Source organism: Maridesulfovibrio salexigens DSM 2638, assembly GCF_000023445.1.
Lineage (GTDB): Bacteria > Desulfobacterota > Desulfovibrionia > Desulfovibrionales > Desulfovibrionaceae > Maridesulfovibrio > Maridesulfovibrio salexigens.
Genome location: NC_012881.1, coordinates 1,475,966 through 1,491,165 on the forward strand (window position 1 = coordinate 1,475,966; position 15,200 = coordinate 1,491,165).

The following is a 15,200-nucleotide window of genomic DNA, read 5'->3' on the forward strand; positions in this document are numbered from 1 at the left end:
TGAGCCTCCAGCAGTATTTACTGCGTATATATTAGGAAAACTGTTCGAGGAATCGGATATCGTTTTCAAAGAACATGCGCAGGTCGCCGATGCCGTATTTGAGCATGGCTACGCGTTCAATGCCGAGTCCGAATGCGAAACCGGAGTATTTTTCGGTATCGTAATCAACTGCTTTCATTACGTTGGGATCCATCATGCCGCAGCCGAGGATTTCCACCCAACCGGTCTGCTTGCATACGCGGCAGGGCTTGCCGTCGATGGTACCTTTACCGCCGCACATTACGCAGGAGATATCAACTTCAGCGCTGGGCTCGGTAAAGGGAAAGAAGCTGGGGCGGAAACGTACGTCAGTTTTGGGTCCGAAAAGCTGGTGGACGAATGCTGTAAGAGTTCCGCGCAGGTCTGCCATACTTACGTTCTGATCGACGAGAAAACCTTCGATCTGGTGGAACATGGGGGTATGGGTCAGGTCGGAGTCCCTGCGGTAAACCTTACCCGGTGCGATTGCTGCCAGCGGAGGGGTTCTGTCCTTCATGGTGCGGATCTGCAGCGGAGAGGTGTGGGTACGCAGCAGGATGGAATCTGAAATGTACAGAGTATCCTGCATGTCGCGTGCGGGGTGTTCCGGCGGAATGTTCAGTGCTTCGAAGTTGTACCAGTCGTTTTCAACTTCGGGTCCGGTTACGACTTCAAAACCCAGTCCGATGAATACGTCACAAATCTCGTCCATGACGAGGGTGACCGGGTGGAGCGAGCCTTCAGCAGGTTTGCGTCCGGGCATGGTCGGGTCGAAACGGGACAGACTCTCAGCGGTGGCGGCTTTTTCAAGCTCGCTCTGTTTTCCCTCAATGAGCGCTGTGAGAGCGGCCTTTACTTCATTGGCTTTTTTACCTGCGACAGGCTTGTCTTCGTTAGGAAGTGAGGGCAGACCGGACATGATTTTGGCTACACGGCCCTTGCGGCCGAGCATGTCGATCTTGATATCTTCCAGTTCAGACAAAGAAGCCTGATCCAGGCGTGCAGAGCACTCCGGGACCAGGCCTTCAAGTTCCTGTAACAGGGACTTTACGTCCGACATTTAGCTTACCTGAGCTTTTGCGATCTCAACCACTTTGGCGAATGCAGGAGCATCGTTAACAGCCAGATCGGCGAGAACTTTACGGTTCAGGGTAACGCCAGCGGTAGACAGGCCGTGGATAAGACGGCTGTAGGACATACCGTTCAGGCGTGCAGCAGCGTTGATACGCTGGATCCAGAGTTTACGCATGTCACGTTTGCGGAGCTTACGACCAACGTAAGCCATGCAGAGTGAACGTTCAACACGCTCTCTGGCGGTGCGGTAAAGGGTTGATCCGGAACCACGGAAACCCTTGGCCATTTTCAAATATTTTTTATGACGCCTCTTAGCGGCGACACCACGTTTTACTCTCATTTATTCCTCCTAGGGAATTTTCTCTAAAACCAGCCACGAACGTAGTTCCGTGGACAGGAGTGTTCAAATAAAGTGCTAATTACTCAAGTAAGCTTTTCTATGAAGTAATTATGCGTAGGGAAGCATGCGTTTGACCTGGCCGATGTTCGCACTGTCAACAGTTGCGCTCTGGCCGAGTCTGCTCTTACGCTTCGCGGTCTTCTTGGTCAGGATGTGGCGCAGACCCTGCTTGCGACGTTTGAATTTGCCGCTACCGGTCTTAGCAAAACGCTTTGCAGCGCCTCTTCTGGTTTTCATTTTAGGCATTTTTTTTCCTCCTTGGGAATACCGGCACGTAAGCCGGAAAAAACCTTATTTTTTAATTGGGGCCAGCATCATATTCATGGTGCGGCCTTCAGACCTTGGGGCCTGTTCCATTTTGGAAATGTCCTGAGTTTCCTCTTTGACACGCTCCAGAACAGCCAATCCTCTGTCCTTATGGACGATTTCACGGCCCCGGAAAAATATAGTGACTTTGCACCTGTCGCCGCCTTCGAGAAACCGACGGATGTGCTTGAGCTTTGTCTGGTAGTCGTGCTCGTCTGTCTTGGGGCGGAATTTGACTTCCTTGATCTGGATTACAGTCTGCTTTTTCTTGGCTTCCTGCTTACGTTTCTGCTGCTGATATTTGAACTTACCATAGTCCATAATCTTGCAAACAGGCGGGTTAGCCTTTTCTGCAACTTCAACCAGATCAAGCCCCCGGTCTTGTGCAATTTCAAGGGCTTCACGTGTGGGAAGTTCTCCCAACTGATTACCCTCTTCGTCAATAACCATGACCTTGGGAACTCTAATGCGCTCGTTTCGGCGGGCACCGTCATCCCTGCGATAGGGACGCCTGTCTCTATGAAAAGCTATAGCTCATGCCTCCGCGTTTGAATGGTTCGTCTATGGCGGTCGAAATAAGCTCTGCCGCTTCTTCAAGAGACTTGAGTCCGGGGTCTTCCCCGTCGCGGGCCCTTACATTGACCGATTCCGCAGCGACCTCTTTGTCGCCAATTACTAACATGTACGGGATTTTTTCAAGCTGGGCTTCCCGAACTTTGTAGCCCAGTTTCTCATTTCGATCGTCGACCTCGGCACGAATGCCTTTTTCTCGCAGAAACTGCAAGACTTTTTGTGCAAATTCGTTCTGAGAATCGGTGACTGTGAGAATTTTTGCCTGAACAGGGGACAGCCAGGCAGGCAGTGCGCCACCGGTGTGTTCAAGCAGAACACCGATGAAACGTTCGATGGAACCGAGGATAACCCGGTGGAGCATAACAGGTCTGTGACGCTCACCATCTTCGCCCACATAGCTTAAGTCGAACCGCTCTGGCAAGGTAAAATCACACTGGATTGTAGCACATTGCCAGCGACGTTCAAGAGCATCTTTAATAATGATGTCAATTTTGGGACCGTAGAACGCGCCGTCGCCTTCATTGATTGAGTATTCCATACCCATTTCTTTGAGTGCGCCTTCGAGTGCTTCGGTGGCTCTATCCCAATCTTCGTCAGAACCGATAGCTTTTTCAGGCTTGGTGCTGACTTCTGCTTCGTATTCAAATCCGAACAGGCCCATTACATCACCGACAAATTTAGCAACGCCGATGATTTCATCGCGGAGCTGGTCGGGGCGGCAGATGAGGTGCGCATCATCCTGAGTGAAGGTACGCACACGGAGCAGGCCGTGCAGAACGCCGGATTTCTCGTGGCGGTGAACTACACCATGCTCAAAGTAGCGCTGGGGCAGGTCACGGTAGCTGCGCAGTCTGGATTTGAATACCAGCATGTGAGAAAGGCAGTTCATAGGCTTGATACCGTAGGACTGCTCATCAATCTCAGTGAAATACATGTTCTCGCGGTAGTTGTCGTAGTGGCCGGATTTTTCCCAAAGCTCGCGCTTAAGGATCAGCGGGCCCTGTACGAACTGGTAGCCGCGTTTGAGGTGTTCCTTGCGTTCGAAGTCTTCAAGGATTGCACGGATAAGCGCACCCTTGGGATGCCAGATGGTCATGCCCGCACCCACTTCGGGGTTCACGGAGAAAAGATCAAGCTGGGTTCCCAGTTTGCGGTGGTCACGCTTTTTGGCTTCCTCAATCTGAGCGAGGTGCTTTTTCAGGGCTTTCGGATCGGGGAAGGCAGTTCCGTAAATACGCTGGAGCTGCTGGCGGTTTTCATCGCCGCGCCAGTATGCGCCAGCAACAGAGAGCAGCTTGAAAGCTTTGAGCATTCCGGTGCGAGCCACGTGGGGGCCACGGCAGAGGTCAGCAAACTCACCGTTGGTGTAAACGGAAACAGTTTCTTCACCAAGATCGTTGATAAGTTCGATCTTGTAGTCTTCGCCCATTTCTTCGAATTTTTTCAGTGCATCAGCACTGGAAAGCACTTCTCGGGTAAATTCTTCATTGGCACCCACACGGCGCAGCATTTCGGCTTCGATGGCCTCAAGATCTTCAGGGGTGAAGGGGCGTTCGTAGTCGAAGTCGTAGTAGAAGCCGCTGGCAATGGAGGGGCCGATGGTTACCTTGGCTGTGGGAAAGAGTTTCTTCACAGCTTCAGCCATAAGGTGTGCGGTGGAGTGGCGGATTACTTCAAGACCTTCTTTGGAATCAGCCATCACCGGCTCAAGGTCGGTACAGTCGGCAGGCACGGTGGTGGTGAGATCAAGAAGCGTGTCGCCGCATTTGGCTACTACAACGTTCTTGAACTGCTTCTTGGACAAGGCCTCTTTGAGAACCTCGCCGCAAAGCGCACCCTGCTGAACCTCAAGTTCTTTACCTGCAACTTGCATAATCCATTCTCTCTTTGCGGAAAAATTGTTTCTATGTCCGATTCTTTCGGACAACTAAAAAATGTCTTCAAGCAGATGGAAATGTTGCTATTACAAACCATCATTATCCTTGAATTCATAAGGCTCGAAGACGTAGAACATCAAAAGGATCGCGCAGTAATATTACTGCACGAAAGGCGGTATATTTAGCTGACATATTGTGGGAAGTCAAGTAGTACGCGGCCTTGCAGGGGGTTTTATTACAAATTCAGTTTATATTGAAAAGCATCTCACAATATTTTTAGATTTATCTAAAATGCATGATTATTCTTTTAAAATTTCTTATCCCCCGGCTGGGCAGGGGGATAAGTTGATTCTTTTTAGTCGTTATACTGCTTTCGTTCCTGCTTTTGCCGGCCATTTGAAATCCTTAGGGAAAGCCTGATATCGCTTCAATTCAGCAGTAAGCATGTCGTGCAGCCTTTGCATTTGTACAGCGTTTGCTTTTGCTCGTGATCCCCATGCCAGATTAACCATCTGGCCCGGATCATCAGCCAGATTATACATTTCATATTCGAGTTTAGTGCCTTTATTAGTAAAGTATACAGCATACAGCCAATCTTTGTAGCGTATGCTGCGGATTCTTCCCGGTATTGTCTCATACACATTTTTCATTCCAAGTAGACCAGCAAACAGGGTTTCACAGTCGTCAGTGTAGAACATGGCCCGATCCCGTACCTGTGCTTTAGCATCATTCATGATAGGGACAAGTGATTTGCCGTGGATGCCTGCTTCATTAAGTTCTTCCGGTGTTGCTGCTCCTGTTAATTCTGCCACAGTGGGAACCAGATCGATCAGGCTTGAAAAGGATTCGGTTGTTTTTCCTTTAGGGAACATTTTAGGGTTGGAGATGATCAGCGGGACATTGATGGTTTCCTGATAGCTGTTCACTCCTTTCTGGATCATCATGTGAGCCCAGCTCTGTTCGCCATGGTCTGCGAACCGGAAAATGACGGTATCCTCAGTGAGTCCCTTTTCTTCCAGTTTATCCAGAACTGCTGAAATCTGTTTGTCGACCACTCTATGCAGATGGGCATAGAAGCGGCAGAATTCAATCCGATCCTTTTCGGTGGGACAGCTGGATACCTTTTCACAGAGTTTTTGGTATTCTTTTTGGGCAGAGGGTTTTTCATCCAGATTATCGTTGTAGTTTGGCGGCAGGTTAATTTCTTTAAGATCAGCATAATCTGCTCTGTTGTATCCCCATTTATCCTGATCCGGCCATGCACTGATGTCATGCGGGTTGCCAAAGGAGGCAACCATGAGAAACGGTTTATCTCTTTTAGAATCATGGTTGTCCAGATATTCATAAATGGTTTCGCCTTTAGTTATGGCAGGGGTCATACGGTTATAGGTCTCCGGCACTCCATCCACAAAGCGTTGATCGTTATTTGGATCGCCGCCGCCGATCCATGGGTTGCCGCCGATATCCACGGCGCAGTCCGGCGGATTCCAGCGGTGGGCACTGTAATTGTCCGAGGCCCACTTGATATCAGAGCTTGTGAAATTATCCATGGATGGATTGTTCTGGGGGGTGAAGAGATGCATCTTTCCTTTGTAGGCGATGTCGTATCCGGCTTTTTCTGCCAGTTTGAAGATATTGGTAATGTCGTTGCGCAGGGGAGGGTTGGGTGGAACCTGTGTTACTCCATGAACACTGGGATATAATCCGGTCAGGAAGCTGGCCCGGCTGGGCGAACAGGCCGATGCAGCTATGAAATTGTTGCTGAAGGTAACGCCGTGCTTTTGCAAACGGGCCATGCTGGGCATGTTCTCATTCAGCCACCCGGCGGGCCAGTGCTGTTCCTGACGTTGCTGGTCTGTGATGATCAGCAGGATGTTAGGGCGTTTTTGTCTGGTCCGTATCTGAGGAGGGGCTATGGCCCTGGATTTTGCCTTTGCTGACGAATTTCCAAATACTCCGGAGGCCACAGCTCCTGCTGTTAGTGCTAAGCCGTTTTTAAGAAATTCACGTCTGGTCTTTTCTTTCATTGCCCTGCCTCCTTTTCAGATAATTAGAACTACTATACGTGACTATTGGGAGTAGGGGCAAGAATATAGATTATGCGCCGCAACAGCGCTTGAATTTTTTTCCGCTTCCGCAGGGGCAGGAAGTGTTTCTTCCGGGCTTGTCATTGGAACTGAATTCTGTGTTTCGCCTTTGTGTCCTCATTACAGAATATTGTTTTTCCCACTCACGCGCTAATTGACGAAATTTTTTGTCTGAGTGTTCGAAGAATATTTTATAGGCCGGACAAAGGTATGTCTGCTTGTTGTTGCCATGCCCCATAATTCGGTCCTTGGGGCATCCGCCCCGGCAGAAAGTAAGCCAGCGGCAGTTTTTGCATTCGTCACATTGACTGGCCTTTCTAAGCCCGAAAGCACGTTGTTTCCCAGAATTTAACATCTCGGTGAGAGATGAGCTTTTGATATTTCCAAGCCGCCATTCTGGTTGCACAAAAAAGTCGCAGGAAAATACATCCCCGTTATGTTCCACTACCACATAGTTCCCGCATTCATTGAGTAATGTGCATTCTGGGGCAGCTTGCCCCATATATAAATGAAACAAAGAGTCAAACATTCGCACGGAAGTGGTTGGTGTGAGCCCGGAAAAATCATTCATCCATAGGTCGAAAATACGGCAAAGAAATTGGCCGTACTTTTCGGCAGGTACTGAAAAAGAGGATGGTTGCGAGGGATTGGCTATGTCCACTTCAACGCAAGGGATAAATTGCATGTGGGGTAATCCCAGATTCTTGTGGAATTGATATATGTCGTCCGGATAGCTGACGGAGTAGTCATTTACGACAACTAGGGCATTTACTGCCAGATCATTGGCAAGCATCCTTTCAGCGTTGGCTACGACTTTTTGCCATGTGCCTTTTCCGTTGCTGTTCCGGCGGTAATGGTCGTGTATGTGTTCTGGTCCGTCCAAGGACAGACCTACCAGCCAGTTGTATGCTTTCAGGAAGTGAATCCAATCATCATTGATGAGCAACCCGTTGGTCTGGAGTCCGTTACCGACCATTTGGCCGCGACCGAACTGTTGCTGCAATTCAACAGTCTTGCGGTAAAAATCCAGTCCCATCAGCGTGGGTTCTCCGCCCTGCCAGATAAAGCTGACCTGTTCTGCGGATTGCTCCATTGCCTGCCGGATCAATTCTTTTAATAACTCATCGGGCATGCGATGAATGGAAGTGCTTTCAAAAAGTTCTTTTTTGTTCAGGTAAAAGCAATAGGTGCAGGCCATGTTGCAGTCCGGGCCGGCAGGTTTGATCAGAATGGTTTGCAGTGGTTTTTGCATCATCCATATTTATCATCTGTACATGCTGATGTCTGCATTAAAAAAGGTCAGGAAGCGACTAAGCATCCTGACCTTTAAATTTAATTTGTGGGGAAATTCTTTATTCCACTTTCAAAGCAAAAGCAGCTTTCCCTTCAGTCTCATTCAGACCAATCAATTCATAGCCATCGTCTTCGCGATCACAATCCATCAACTTGATGGTGTTTCCTTCGAAAACTTCGGAAAGGAAGGCAACGCGAATTGATTTAACATTGTTCTGGTCAAATCCAAGTGAGCGCAGTCCGTCAAATGACCAGCGCAGGTACTCGGTATTGTTGACGTGCCCATTGGCATCAAGAGAGCTGTAGCCCACATTTAAGGACCGGAGTTCTTTCTCCGGCGTGCCGGGGCGAAGTCTCTTCATAGGGTCAGGGAATACGCAGCGGTCTTGTGCATGCAGATTCAGCTTTTGATCAATTGCAATCGGCCTGCGGGTTTGGGAATCGAGTACCATCCATTCTGAGGAGGCACGGATTATTTCACGTCCGTTTTCATCGCAGCCGGAGAAATCGCGGAAGGCCCGCAATTTCTTTGCACCCCGTGACCAGGTGGTCAGTGCAAAAGTCTTTTCGCGCAAGGGCAGTTCGGCAATCTCGATGCGCACTGAGGTCAGCACCCAGAAGCAGCCCTGTTTCGCCATATCCTCAATGCCGAAGCCGAGTGAATCCGCATGGGCGGTGGCAGCTTCCTGCAACCTGCACATGAGCCAGTGGCAGTGCATGCGGTCATCCGGTCCCGTCTCGTAAGCCGGGACCGTGTTGCTGATCAAAAGTGAACCGTTGCTCATCTTACCACTTCCTGCCGAGGTCAAGCGGAGATTTGCGGCGCATCATAATCTGTTTGGTGTCTTCATCTGCGGAAAAACGCTGGTACACGCCCAGTGCCCACATGGGGAAGTACTGGGAGTAGCCGTGGTAACGCAAGTAGAAAACGCGCGGGAATCCGGTTCCGGTGAACAGGCTTTCATCCCAGCTTCCGTCATCTTTCTGGGTATCCAGCAGGTAGCGGACACCGCGGCTGACAGCCTTGGAGTGAACCCTTCCGGCGGCCATAAGACCGAGCAGGGCCCATGCAGTCTGGGATGCAGTGGAATCACCAAGTCCTGCGTAGTTCTTGTCGTTGTAGCTCAGGCAGGATTCGCCCCAGCCGCCGTCTTTGTTCTGGTGGTTTTCAAACCATTCTACCGCCTTGCAGACGTAGGAGGAGTTCATGTCTTCTCCTGCCTGACGCAGACCGCAAAGTACGGACCATGTTCCATAAATATAGTTAACACCCCAGCGACCGAACCATGAACCGTCGTCTTCCTGTTCTTTTTTCAGGAATTCGATACCGTCCTTGATGGGGCGGAAGCTCTTATCGTAACCGAGTACGCCCAGAAGCTCGATAACACGCGCGGTCAGGTCCGAGGTAGGCGGGTCGAGCAGAGCTCCGTGATCCGCAAAAGGAATATCGTTCAGGTATTCTGCGCAGTTGTCGATATCGAATGCTGCCCAGCCACCGTTGGAGGACTGCATACCGATGAGCCAGTTTACACCTTTGATAAAGTTCTCACGGTGTTCAGGCTGGTCCAGAACTCCGGCGCGGCACATGGCCATGAGTACCATAGCGGTATCATCAAGGTCCGGGTAGAAGGTGTTCTCAAACTGGAAAGCCCAGCCGCCGCCCTCAAGTTTGGGTGCCTTGGAAATCCAGTCTCCACGGAAGAAAATCTGCTGATCCCAGAGCCAGTTCAGTGCTTGCTGAGTGCTTTTGCTGTCCTGATTTTCGCCCGCTTCCATCATAGCTGAAAGAGTCAGGCAGGTATCCCAGATAGGCGAGTTGCAAGGCTGGCACATGGCCTGCTCAAGGTTCTCCGCAGTACCGTGGTCAGGAGAAATGTCCAGCTCGGGTGCAGCTGAAAGTTCAGCTCCACCGGTGATGACAGTATGTTCCCAAGGTGATTTTTCAGGCACATGAAATTTATCGACCATGAGGTCATCCACAGACTGCATGCCGCGGGCGAAATCCGGGTCTGATTCATCGTATCCGAGCAGACTCAGGGCCATGACAGCATTAGCCATTGCCGGGAAGATAGCACCGATACCGCCTCGTCCGGCCATGTGTTCGCGAGTCCATTTTTCAGCATAGTTCAAGGCTTTCTTGTTGATGGACTTGGGCACCAGATGGATAGTCCGCTTGAGTACGCGGTCCAGCAGAATGAAAAGGTTCTTGCGCCAGCCTTTGTCGCGGTACTTATCTATATGTATATGCTCTTCGGCCGGTTTGCAGAAAAGTTCGGGTACTGCTTCTTCCGGACGCAAACGGCAGACCGGCTGCTTAGCGTAGATGATCAGCAGCGGGTAGATTACCGAGCGGGACCAGTAGGAAACTTTATCCAGATGGAAAAAGAACCATTTGGGCAGAAGCACGATTTCAATGGGCATAGCCGGAGGGCAGTGCCATGGGATCTGTCCGAAAGTGGCAAGGCAGATGCGGGTAAACACGTTAGCTGTTTCAGCTCCGCCCTTGGCAAGGATGATCTGGCGGGCACGGACCATATGTTCGGCGTCCTTGTTATCGCCGAGCATCTTGAGGGCCATATATGCTTTAACAGAAGCACTGATGTTTACCGGACCGTCATTATCATGCAGGGGCCAGCCGCCATCGGCCATCTGTTTCGCGCGGATGTAGTTGCCAAGCCTTTCAGCAAGGCCTTTGTCCATCTTGCGTCCCAGAAATCTGTTGAACATGATGTATTCGGAAGGGATGGTGACATCCGCTTCAAGGGCAAAAACCCAGTATCCTTCAGGGGATTGCAGGGAGCGGAATCTTTTCATTACCCGGTTCAGGGCATCTGTAGGCTGTAGCAGAGAGACAACGTGATTTTTAGCCTTTTTTTTCAGTTTCATGGCACTTTTTTTGTTCATGTTGAAGTTCCTTATGTAAACGGATTATTTTATCCGACCCGTGCGAAAAAAGATTTGTTCGATTATAGTAATCAGCCGATGGCGTCAACAGCGGAGTCAATTACCTGCGCTTTCAACCTGTCCAGCGGGCCCCATTGGAAAGTAGGGTAGGTGATCAAAAGGGAAGTAAGCCCGTGGGTGGCTGCCACTACCGAGTTTGCGGTAACCAGAATGTCCTCTTCGGAAGCATTTGCAGGCAGGCAGTCTTTAACACATTCATTAATGCGGTTGTACATGGTCTTGCCTAGCGGGTTGTCCTGAAAATGTGAGTTGTGATCATTCCAGAGGTCGCTTTCCATCATGAATCCCACGCGGTAGGCATTCGGGTTTTCAAGTCCCATATCTACAAGAGTGTAGAGGATGTCTTTCAGGGCTTCACGTGGTGGAGGCGTAGTAGCAATAATGCGATTGATACGATGCAGGAAGTCCCGGTATGTCTCTTCAGTCAAGCAGAGGAAGAGTTCCTTCTTATCCTTAAAATGATGATAAATTGTAGTAGGCGAATAGCCGATAGTGGTAGCCAGCTTACGCATGGATACCTGAGCGTACCCATGCTCGGCAAAGAGCTTGCGGGCGGCGTCCAGAATCAGCATACGCAAGGGCTGCTGCTGCGCATCCATAGTTTTTGAAGTAGTATTCATCGTTGATTCTCCTGCGCTTAACAGTGTTAAGCTGAGAAGCGTTCTGGCATGAATGTATGCGACTGTCAACCAAATGTAACCGAAGATATGAACTTTTTACCGGGAGCATGGGTAAGGAAGGCGAGTTAAGCGGATTGTGTCGAAAAATAAGGATAAAGATGAAAAAAGGGCTTGCAATCGAAAACCGCTTTGGATATTAATTCTCGCCTCGGGCGGAGAAATGCGCTAAAGTTCTCCAGCCGTTTCCACATAAAGTGGCCCCGTAGCTCAGTAGGATAGAGCACAGGATTCCTAATCCTGGTGCCGCAGGTTCGATTCCTGCCGGGGTCACCATCTAGTGTAAAACTAGTATAATATTAAAGGGTTAACTCATTTTTAGAGTTAACCCTTTTTTGCGTTTATTTGCGTTTATTTTGGTGTGCTGCCAACCTTTGGTGTCAACCGGGGCGGGCTAGTGGTGTTGTTATTGTTTGTATAATTACAAGCGTGGTTTTGCTGTTGAATAGTTTTCATAAATAGAGTACTTGTTTTCCTATGGAAATATCACAACAGCTTAAAGAAATGTTTAGCTTAGAGCATATTGAACAAGTTTATGAGGAGCGTGTTCGATTGAAGTCCGGTCGAGGAATTGACAGGGTTTCTGTTGTTGATTTTGACAAGCGTAAAGATGAGTACTTTAATAATATTCATGTAAAGTGTCTAAATGGTACATATAAATTTTCTCCTTATCTTCAAAAACTAATTCTTAAAGGGCCTGAAAGCTTTCCTCGAAAAATTTCAATTCCTACTGTTCGAGACAAAATAGTACTTTCTATTTTGAATTCTATTATTCAAGAGATATTTCCACACTGTGTCAATCGAGAATTACCGAATGTTAAAGTTAGAAATTTAAAAAATGTTATAGCTACTTGCAATTGTGATTACGAGTTTCATCGTGTCGATATCAAATCATATTATGACAACATAGACATTGAGCAGTTGTTTGGCATTCTTAATGGCAACATTGATGATGAATTACTTTTGTTGCTGCTGCATAGAGCTGTAATCAATCCAACTGTTCCACAAAATTATTCTCGGAGCGAGAAATCTAAATATGCGAATAAAGACAAAGGTGTTCCTCAAGGTTTGCCAATATCAAATGTCCTCGCAGAAATATATCTATTAGATTTTGATGAGTATATGAATGATAAATGTAAATTTTATGATCGGTATGTTGATGATATTGTTGCCTTAGCATTACCAATTGTTGATTTTGAAAAATCATGTGAAGATAAATTTAAAATTAAAAATTTGCCCTTGAATACAGATAAAACAAAATTTTGTTGTGAAGTATCCGAGGTGAACTATCTTGGCTATGCAATTGAAGGTGATCTTGTTACTGTTAAAAGAAGGACATTAGAACGGCATTTTTACTCAATTGCAATGATGTTTTCCCGTTTACGGAAAGCTATCTTTATGGACAATAAGCGGAAAGATAAGGGAATAGGGGCAGATGAAATTAAAAACGCTTTTGTTGAAGATCTAAATGTAAAACTTACTGGAGCAAAATTTCATAATAAAAGATATGGCTGGCTACAATATTATTCTGAGATAAATGATTTGGAAATACCATATGTGATAGATAATTTTGTAGCACAGCAGTTTTATCGGTGTGAACATTTTACGAAGTTACCAAATTCATTGAAAAAAGTATCTAGAGCCTATTACGAATTGAAGTATAATTGGAGAGATACCAATTATATACATGATTATGAATTAGTAGACATTAAGGAAAAGCGTCGTTGGCTGACTGAACGTGGATTGCGGTTGGCTAAGTTTACAACAGACGATATTGACCGTTTTTATTCATATCATGTAGGAAAGTTTTTAGGTCATATTGAAGCTGATTTAGGTGTTGATTATAAATTTTGAGGGAGGGGTCTTGTTTAAGTATAAGAACCTGCAGGACATTAATGCTCTGTGGCCAATCTAATCTATTCGTTTAATTACTGCCAGCGAACAGGCTAGACCTTAGTAGTTGTGAACCTTGGGACAATATTGTTTCAGATGGTATAGGCTAATAGTTTGCCCCTCCCTCATATCTTACTTTAATAATCGAGGTTTTCGTGAAAGAAAAACTAGAATCCCTGTCAGATAATGTTTGGAAAACAATGAAATCAAGGTTTACTGCTGCTGAAAGAACAAAAAGAAAGCATCAAGCTTTAGTTTTTACGATTTCTTTTTTGTCAATTGCACAAGTCATTGTAGCGATAGGGTCTTTGTGTGGAGTTGACTTTCCTTATATTGCAAGTGCAAAGATTGAGTTTTTGACTATTACTGTGTCAATTATCATTTTAGTTATAGCGAACCAAGATTCGTTAGGAGTTTTACTAAATCAATCAGCAAGCTATCACCGTTGTTCAAATAAGCTTCATGAACTTTTAGGTCGTATTAATGCAGAATTAGAAAATGAAACTGTTGCCAAAGAAATTTATTTAGGTTTTTCGAAAGAATATTCCGAAGTATTAGAGTTTTATGATTTGAACCATGATATGAATGACTTTTTAAAAATGGCATCTGAACGGTCTAATGTTCTTGATATGTCCTGTTTGAAAAGGTTTAGAGTTTGTTGTAAATATTATTGGAGTATATATGGGATGGCTTTTTTGTACTGTGCAATTCCATTCATTTTGAGTTATTTTGTATCAATTCATAACGCTGGTTAATTTTCTTATGTTGCAGTAAAGTAGCAACGTCACCGTCACCTTCGGTCAACCGAAGAATCGAAGCACTAGCAACGAACAAACTCCACCACAAAGAACACCACTATCCTGATCCCCAGAATCATCCCAAAAAATCAACCCACCCCAGTGACCAAATCAAACCAATCAGGATAACCTTCAATTTTCATGATTATTTAACAATATGAAATTGAAGGAGAAATTCTGATGGTTATTCATTGTGATCCACTGTTGCAGATGGCCTATTCCTACACTCGTAAACAGACAATCGAAGACGGAAATTTAATCGATGTTACAGGTGAGGGCTAAGGAAATTCTGTATAGAACTTTGTATCTTCAAATTCGTATCAAGCAACACTCAATGGTGTAATAATGTTTGGTCAATGTTTCAGTTGATGATTTTTAAGTATTTTAGCCAGTTTGCCGTTTGAACGGATTTTATCAATACCTTCCTGTAGCTTGTTTACAGTGGTATTGTCAGTCTCTGAATTGAATGCAAAATATAGTTCCCCTATGTTTAATGTATGAATTATTTTATATTTGTTGGTGTCTATTCCAAGAGTTCTCATTTTTTCAAAGGCAACATGAGAGTTACTAAATATGATATCTGTTCTGCCGTATTCTATCTTTTTGATTAACTCCTCTATTGTGGAAGCAGGGTGCGCATTGTAGTGCAAACTGACTAGTTTGTTTTGGAGAATTGTTTTTCTTACTACACCAACCCTGTTCTTTTTGATGTCAGCGAGTGAGTTAATCTTCGCATCTTTTCTTGCAATAAATGAGCATGTGTAATCAGTTATCGGCCCTGCCCATTTGAATTTATTTTTTGTTTTAGGGGTTTGGATTGTTAGACTACAAGTGTTTGGTTGAGAAGAAAGAATTTTATAGGTCCTTGCTCTAGGGTAAAGCTTGATTTTAGAGGCATTTATCTTGATATTCACTGCTTCTAACGCCTGCATTAAGATTTCGATCCCAGCACCCTGTATGGTCCCATTTTTTAGATAATTGTACGGTGGTACTACCTCAGTCATGAACACCGTACTTTCGAGAGATTGGGCATAGGCTGTGCCGTAAATAAGCGAGGTTAAGATAAGGCCATAAATTATATGTAGTATTTTCATTTGTCCTCCAAAAAGAATATTGCCTTAATCTTAGCATAATTTGATCCATTGTAATATATTGATCCACAGAATCATCCCAGAAAATAACTCCACCCTAGTGACCAATTAAAACAATCGAAAAAACTACACTCTACAACTACCTCCCCT

Annotated in this window: 14 protein-coding genes and 1 tRNA gene; 4 read left to right on the forward strand and 11 right to left on the reverse strand. The window is 46.2% G+C overall.

The annotated features are described in order from the left end of the window. Nucleotides 1–31: 31 nt before the first annotated feature. The 5 genes from pheS to thrS form a co-directional block, all read right to left on the reverse strand. Entirely contained in the window at nucleotides 32–1,078 is a 1,047-nt protein-coding gene (pheS, locus tag DESAL_RS06770) for a phenylalanine--tRNA ligase subunit alpha (RefSeq protein ID WP_015851225.1), read from the reverse strand. After that, entirely contained in the window at nucleotides 1,079–1,432 is a 354-nt protein-coding gene (gene rplT, locus DESAL_RS06775) for a 50S ribosomal protein L20 (protein WP_015851226.1), read from the reverse strand. A gap of 108 nt (nucleotides 1,433–1,540) precedes the next feature. Then, nucleotides 1,541–1,738 carry a 50S ribosomal protein L35 gene (gene rpmI / locus DESAL_RS06780; protein ID WP_015851227.1) on the reverse strand — a complete coding sequence of 66 codons (198 nt, stop codon included), beginning with the start codon at nucleotides 1,736–1,738 and terminating at the stop codon, nucleotides 1,541–1,543. A gap of 45 nt (nucleotides 1,739–1,783) precedes the next feature. Further along, nucleotides 1,784–2,329: a translation initiation factor IF-3 gene (infC, locus tag DESAL_RS06785; protein WP_081434574.1), complete on the reverse strand. Its 546-nt coding sequence runs from the start codon at nucleotides 2,327–2,329 to the stop codon at nucleotides 1,784–1,786. After that, the gene (gene thrS / locus DESAL_RS06790) at nucleotides 2,316–4,244 is read right to left on the reverse strand and encodes a threonine--tRNA ligase (RefSeq protein ID WP_015851229.1); all 1,929 of its coding nucleotides are present in this window, start codon (nucleotides 4,242–4,244) and stop codon (nucleotides 2,316–2,318) included. The genes infC and thrS overlap by 14 nt, the downstream gene beginning before the upstream one ends. A gap of 33 nt (nucleotides 4,245–4,277) precedes the next feature. On the opposite strand from thrS, the gene DESAL_RS20320 reads away from it, so the two are divergent. Then, nucleotides 4,278–4,433: a hypothetical protein gene (locus tag DESAL_RS20320; RefSeq protein ID WP_197528795.1), complete on the forward strand. Its 156-nt coding sequence runs from the start codon at nucleotides 4,278–4,280 to the stop codon at nucleotides 4,431–4,433. 177 nt (nucleotides 4,434–4,610) lie between these two features. Here the strand turns inward: DESAL_RS20320 and DESAL_RS06795 are convergent, their stop codons facing one another. The 5 genes from DESAL_RS06795 to DESAL_RS06815 form a co-directional block, all read right to left on the reverse strand. Beyond that, the gene (locus DESAL_RS06795) at nucleotides 4,611–6,275 is read right to left on the reverse strand and encodes a sulfatase-like hydrolase/transferase (RefSeq protein WP_015851230.1); all 1,665 of its coding nucleotides are present in this window, start codon (nucleotides 6,273–6,275) and stop codon (nucleotides 4,611–4,613) included. 70 nt (nucleotides 6,276–6,345) lie between these two features. Beyond that, nucleotides 6,346–7,590, reverse strand: coding sequence for an anaerobic sulfatase maturase (locus DESAL_RS06800; protein WP_015851231.1), 1,245 nt, complete (start codon nucleotides 7,588–7,590; stop codon nucleotides 6,346–6,348). 97 nt (nucleotides 7,591–7,687) lie between these two features. Then, nucleotides 7,688–8,413, reverse strand: a complete 726-nt coding sequence (locus DESAL_RS06805) for an acyl-[acyl-carrier-protein] thioesterase (RefSeq protein WP_015851232.1) — start codon at nucleotides 8,411–8,413, stop codon at nucleotides 7,688–7,690. A gap of 1 nt (nucleotide 8,414) precedes the next feature. Next, nucleotides 8,415–10,532 (reverse strand): squalene--hopene cyclase, encoded by a 2,118-nt coding sequence (gene shc, locus DESAL_RS06810; RefSeq protein WP_015851233.1) that lies wholly within the window; start codon nucleotides 10,530–10,532, stop codon nucleotides 8,415–8,417. Between the two features lie 71 nt (nucleotides 10,533–10,603). After that, nucleotides 10,604–11,212: a TetR/AcrR family transcriptional regulator gene (locus tag DESAL_RS06815; RefSeq protein ID WP_015851234.1), complete on the reverse strand. Its 609-nt coding sequence runs from the start codon at nucleotides 11,210–11,212 to the stop codon at nucleotides 10,604–10,606. Between the two features lie 256 nt (nucleotides 11,213–11,468). Between DESAL_RS06815 and DESAL_RS06820 the strand changes: the two genes are divergently transcribed. From DESAL_RS06820 to DESAL_RS06830, 3 genes are all read left to right on the forward strand, one after another. Then, a tRNA-Arg gene (locus tag DESAL_RS06820) sits at nucleotides 11,469–11,545 on the forward strand. A 201-nt stretch (nucleotides 11,546–11,746) separates the two neighbouring features. Then, the gene (locus tag DESAL_RS06825) at nucleotides 11,747–13,123 is read left to right on the forward strand and encodes a reverse transcriptase domain-containing protein (protein ID WP_015851235.1); all 1,377 of its coding nucleotides are present in this window, start codon (nucleotides 11,747–11,749) and stop codon (nucleotides 13,121–13,123) included. Nucleotides 13,124–13,317: 194 nt separating this feature from the next. Then, entirely contained in the window at nucleotides 13,318–13,917 is a 600-nt protein-coding gene (locus DESAL_RS06830; RefSeq protein WP_015851236.1) for an SLATT domain-containing protein, read from the forward strand. A 395-nt stretch (nucleotides 13,918–14,312) separates the two neighbouring features. Here the strand turns inward: DESAL_RS06830 and DESAL_RS06835 are convergent, their stop codons facing one another. After that, the gene (locus DESAL_RS06835) at nucleotides 14,313–15,053 is read right to left on the reverse strand and encodes a substrate-binding periplasmic protein (RefSeq protein ID WP_015851238.1); all 741 of its coding nucleotides are present in this window, start codon (nucleotides 15,051–15,053) and stop codon (nucleotides 14,313–14,315) included. Nucleotides 15,054–15,200: the final 147 nt, after the last annotated feature.

Coding starts and splice junctions, on each gene's coding strand:
- pheS (WP_015851225.1), bottom strand. CDS start 1,078: ATGTCGGACGTAAAGTCCCTGTTACAGGAACTTGAAGGCCTGGTCCCG.
- rplT (WP_015851226.1), bottom strand. CDS start 1,432: ATGAGAGTAAAACGTGGTGTCGCCGCTAAGAGGCGTCATAAAAAATAT.
- rpmI (WP_015851227.1), bottom strand. CDS start 1,738: ATGCCTAAAATGAAAACCAGAAGAGGCGCTGCAAAGCGTTTTGCTAAG.
- thrS (WP_015851229.1), bottom strand. CDS start 4,244: ATGCAAGTTGCAGGTAAAGAACTTGAGGTTCAGCAGGGTGCGCTTTGC.
- DESAL_RS20320 (WP_197528795.1), top strand. CDS start 4,278: ATGTCCGATTCTTTCGGACAACTAAAAAATGTCTTCAAGCAGATGGAA.
- DESAL_RS06795 (WP_015851230.1), bottom strand. CDS start 6,275: ATGAAAGAAAAGACCAGACGTGAATTTCTTAAAAACGGCTTAGCACTA.
- DESAL_RS06800 (WP_015851231.1), bottom strand. CDS start 7,590: ATGATGCAAAAACCACTGCAAACCATTCTGATCAAACCTGCCGGCCCG.
- DESAL_RS06805 (WP_015851232.1), bottom strand. CDS start 8,413: ATGAGCAACGGTTCACTTTTGATCAGCAACACGGTCCCGGCTTACGAG.
- shc (WP_015851233.1), bottom strand. CDS start 10,532: ATGAACAAAAAAAGTGCCATGAAACTGAAAAAAAAGGCTAAAAATCAC.
- DESAL_RS06815 (WP_015851234.1), bottom strand. CDS start 11,212: ATGAATACTACTTCAAAAACTATGGATGCGCAGCAGCAGCCCTTGCGT.
- DESAL_RS06825 (WP_015851235.1), top strand. CDS start 11,747: ATGGAAATATCACAACAGCTTAAAGAAATGTTTAGCTTAGAGCATATT.
- DESAL_RS06835 (WP_015851238.1), bottom strand. CDS start 15,053: ATGAAAATACTACATATAATTTATGGCCTTATCTTAACCTCGCTTATT.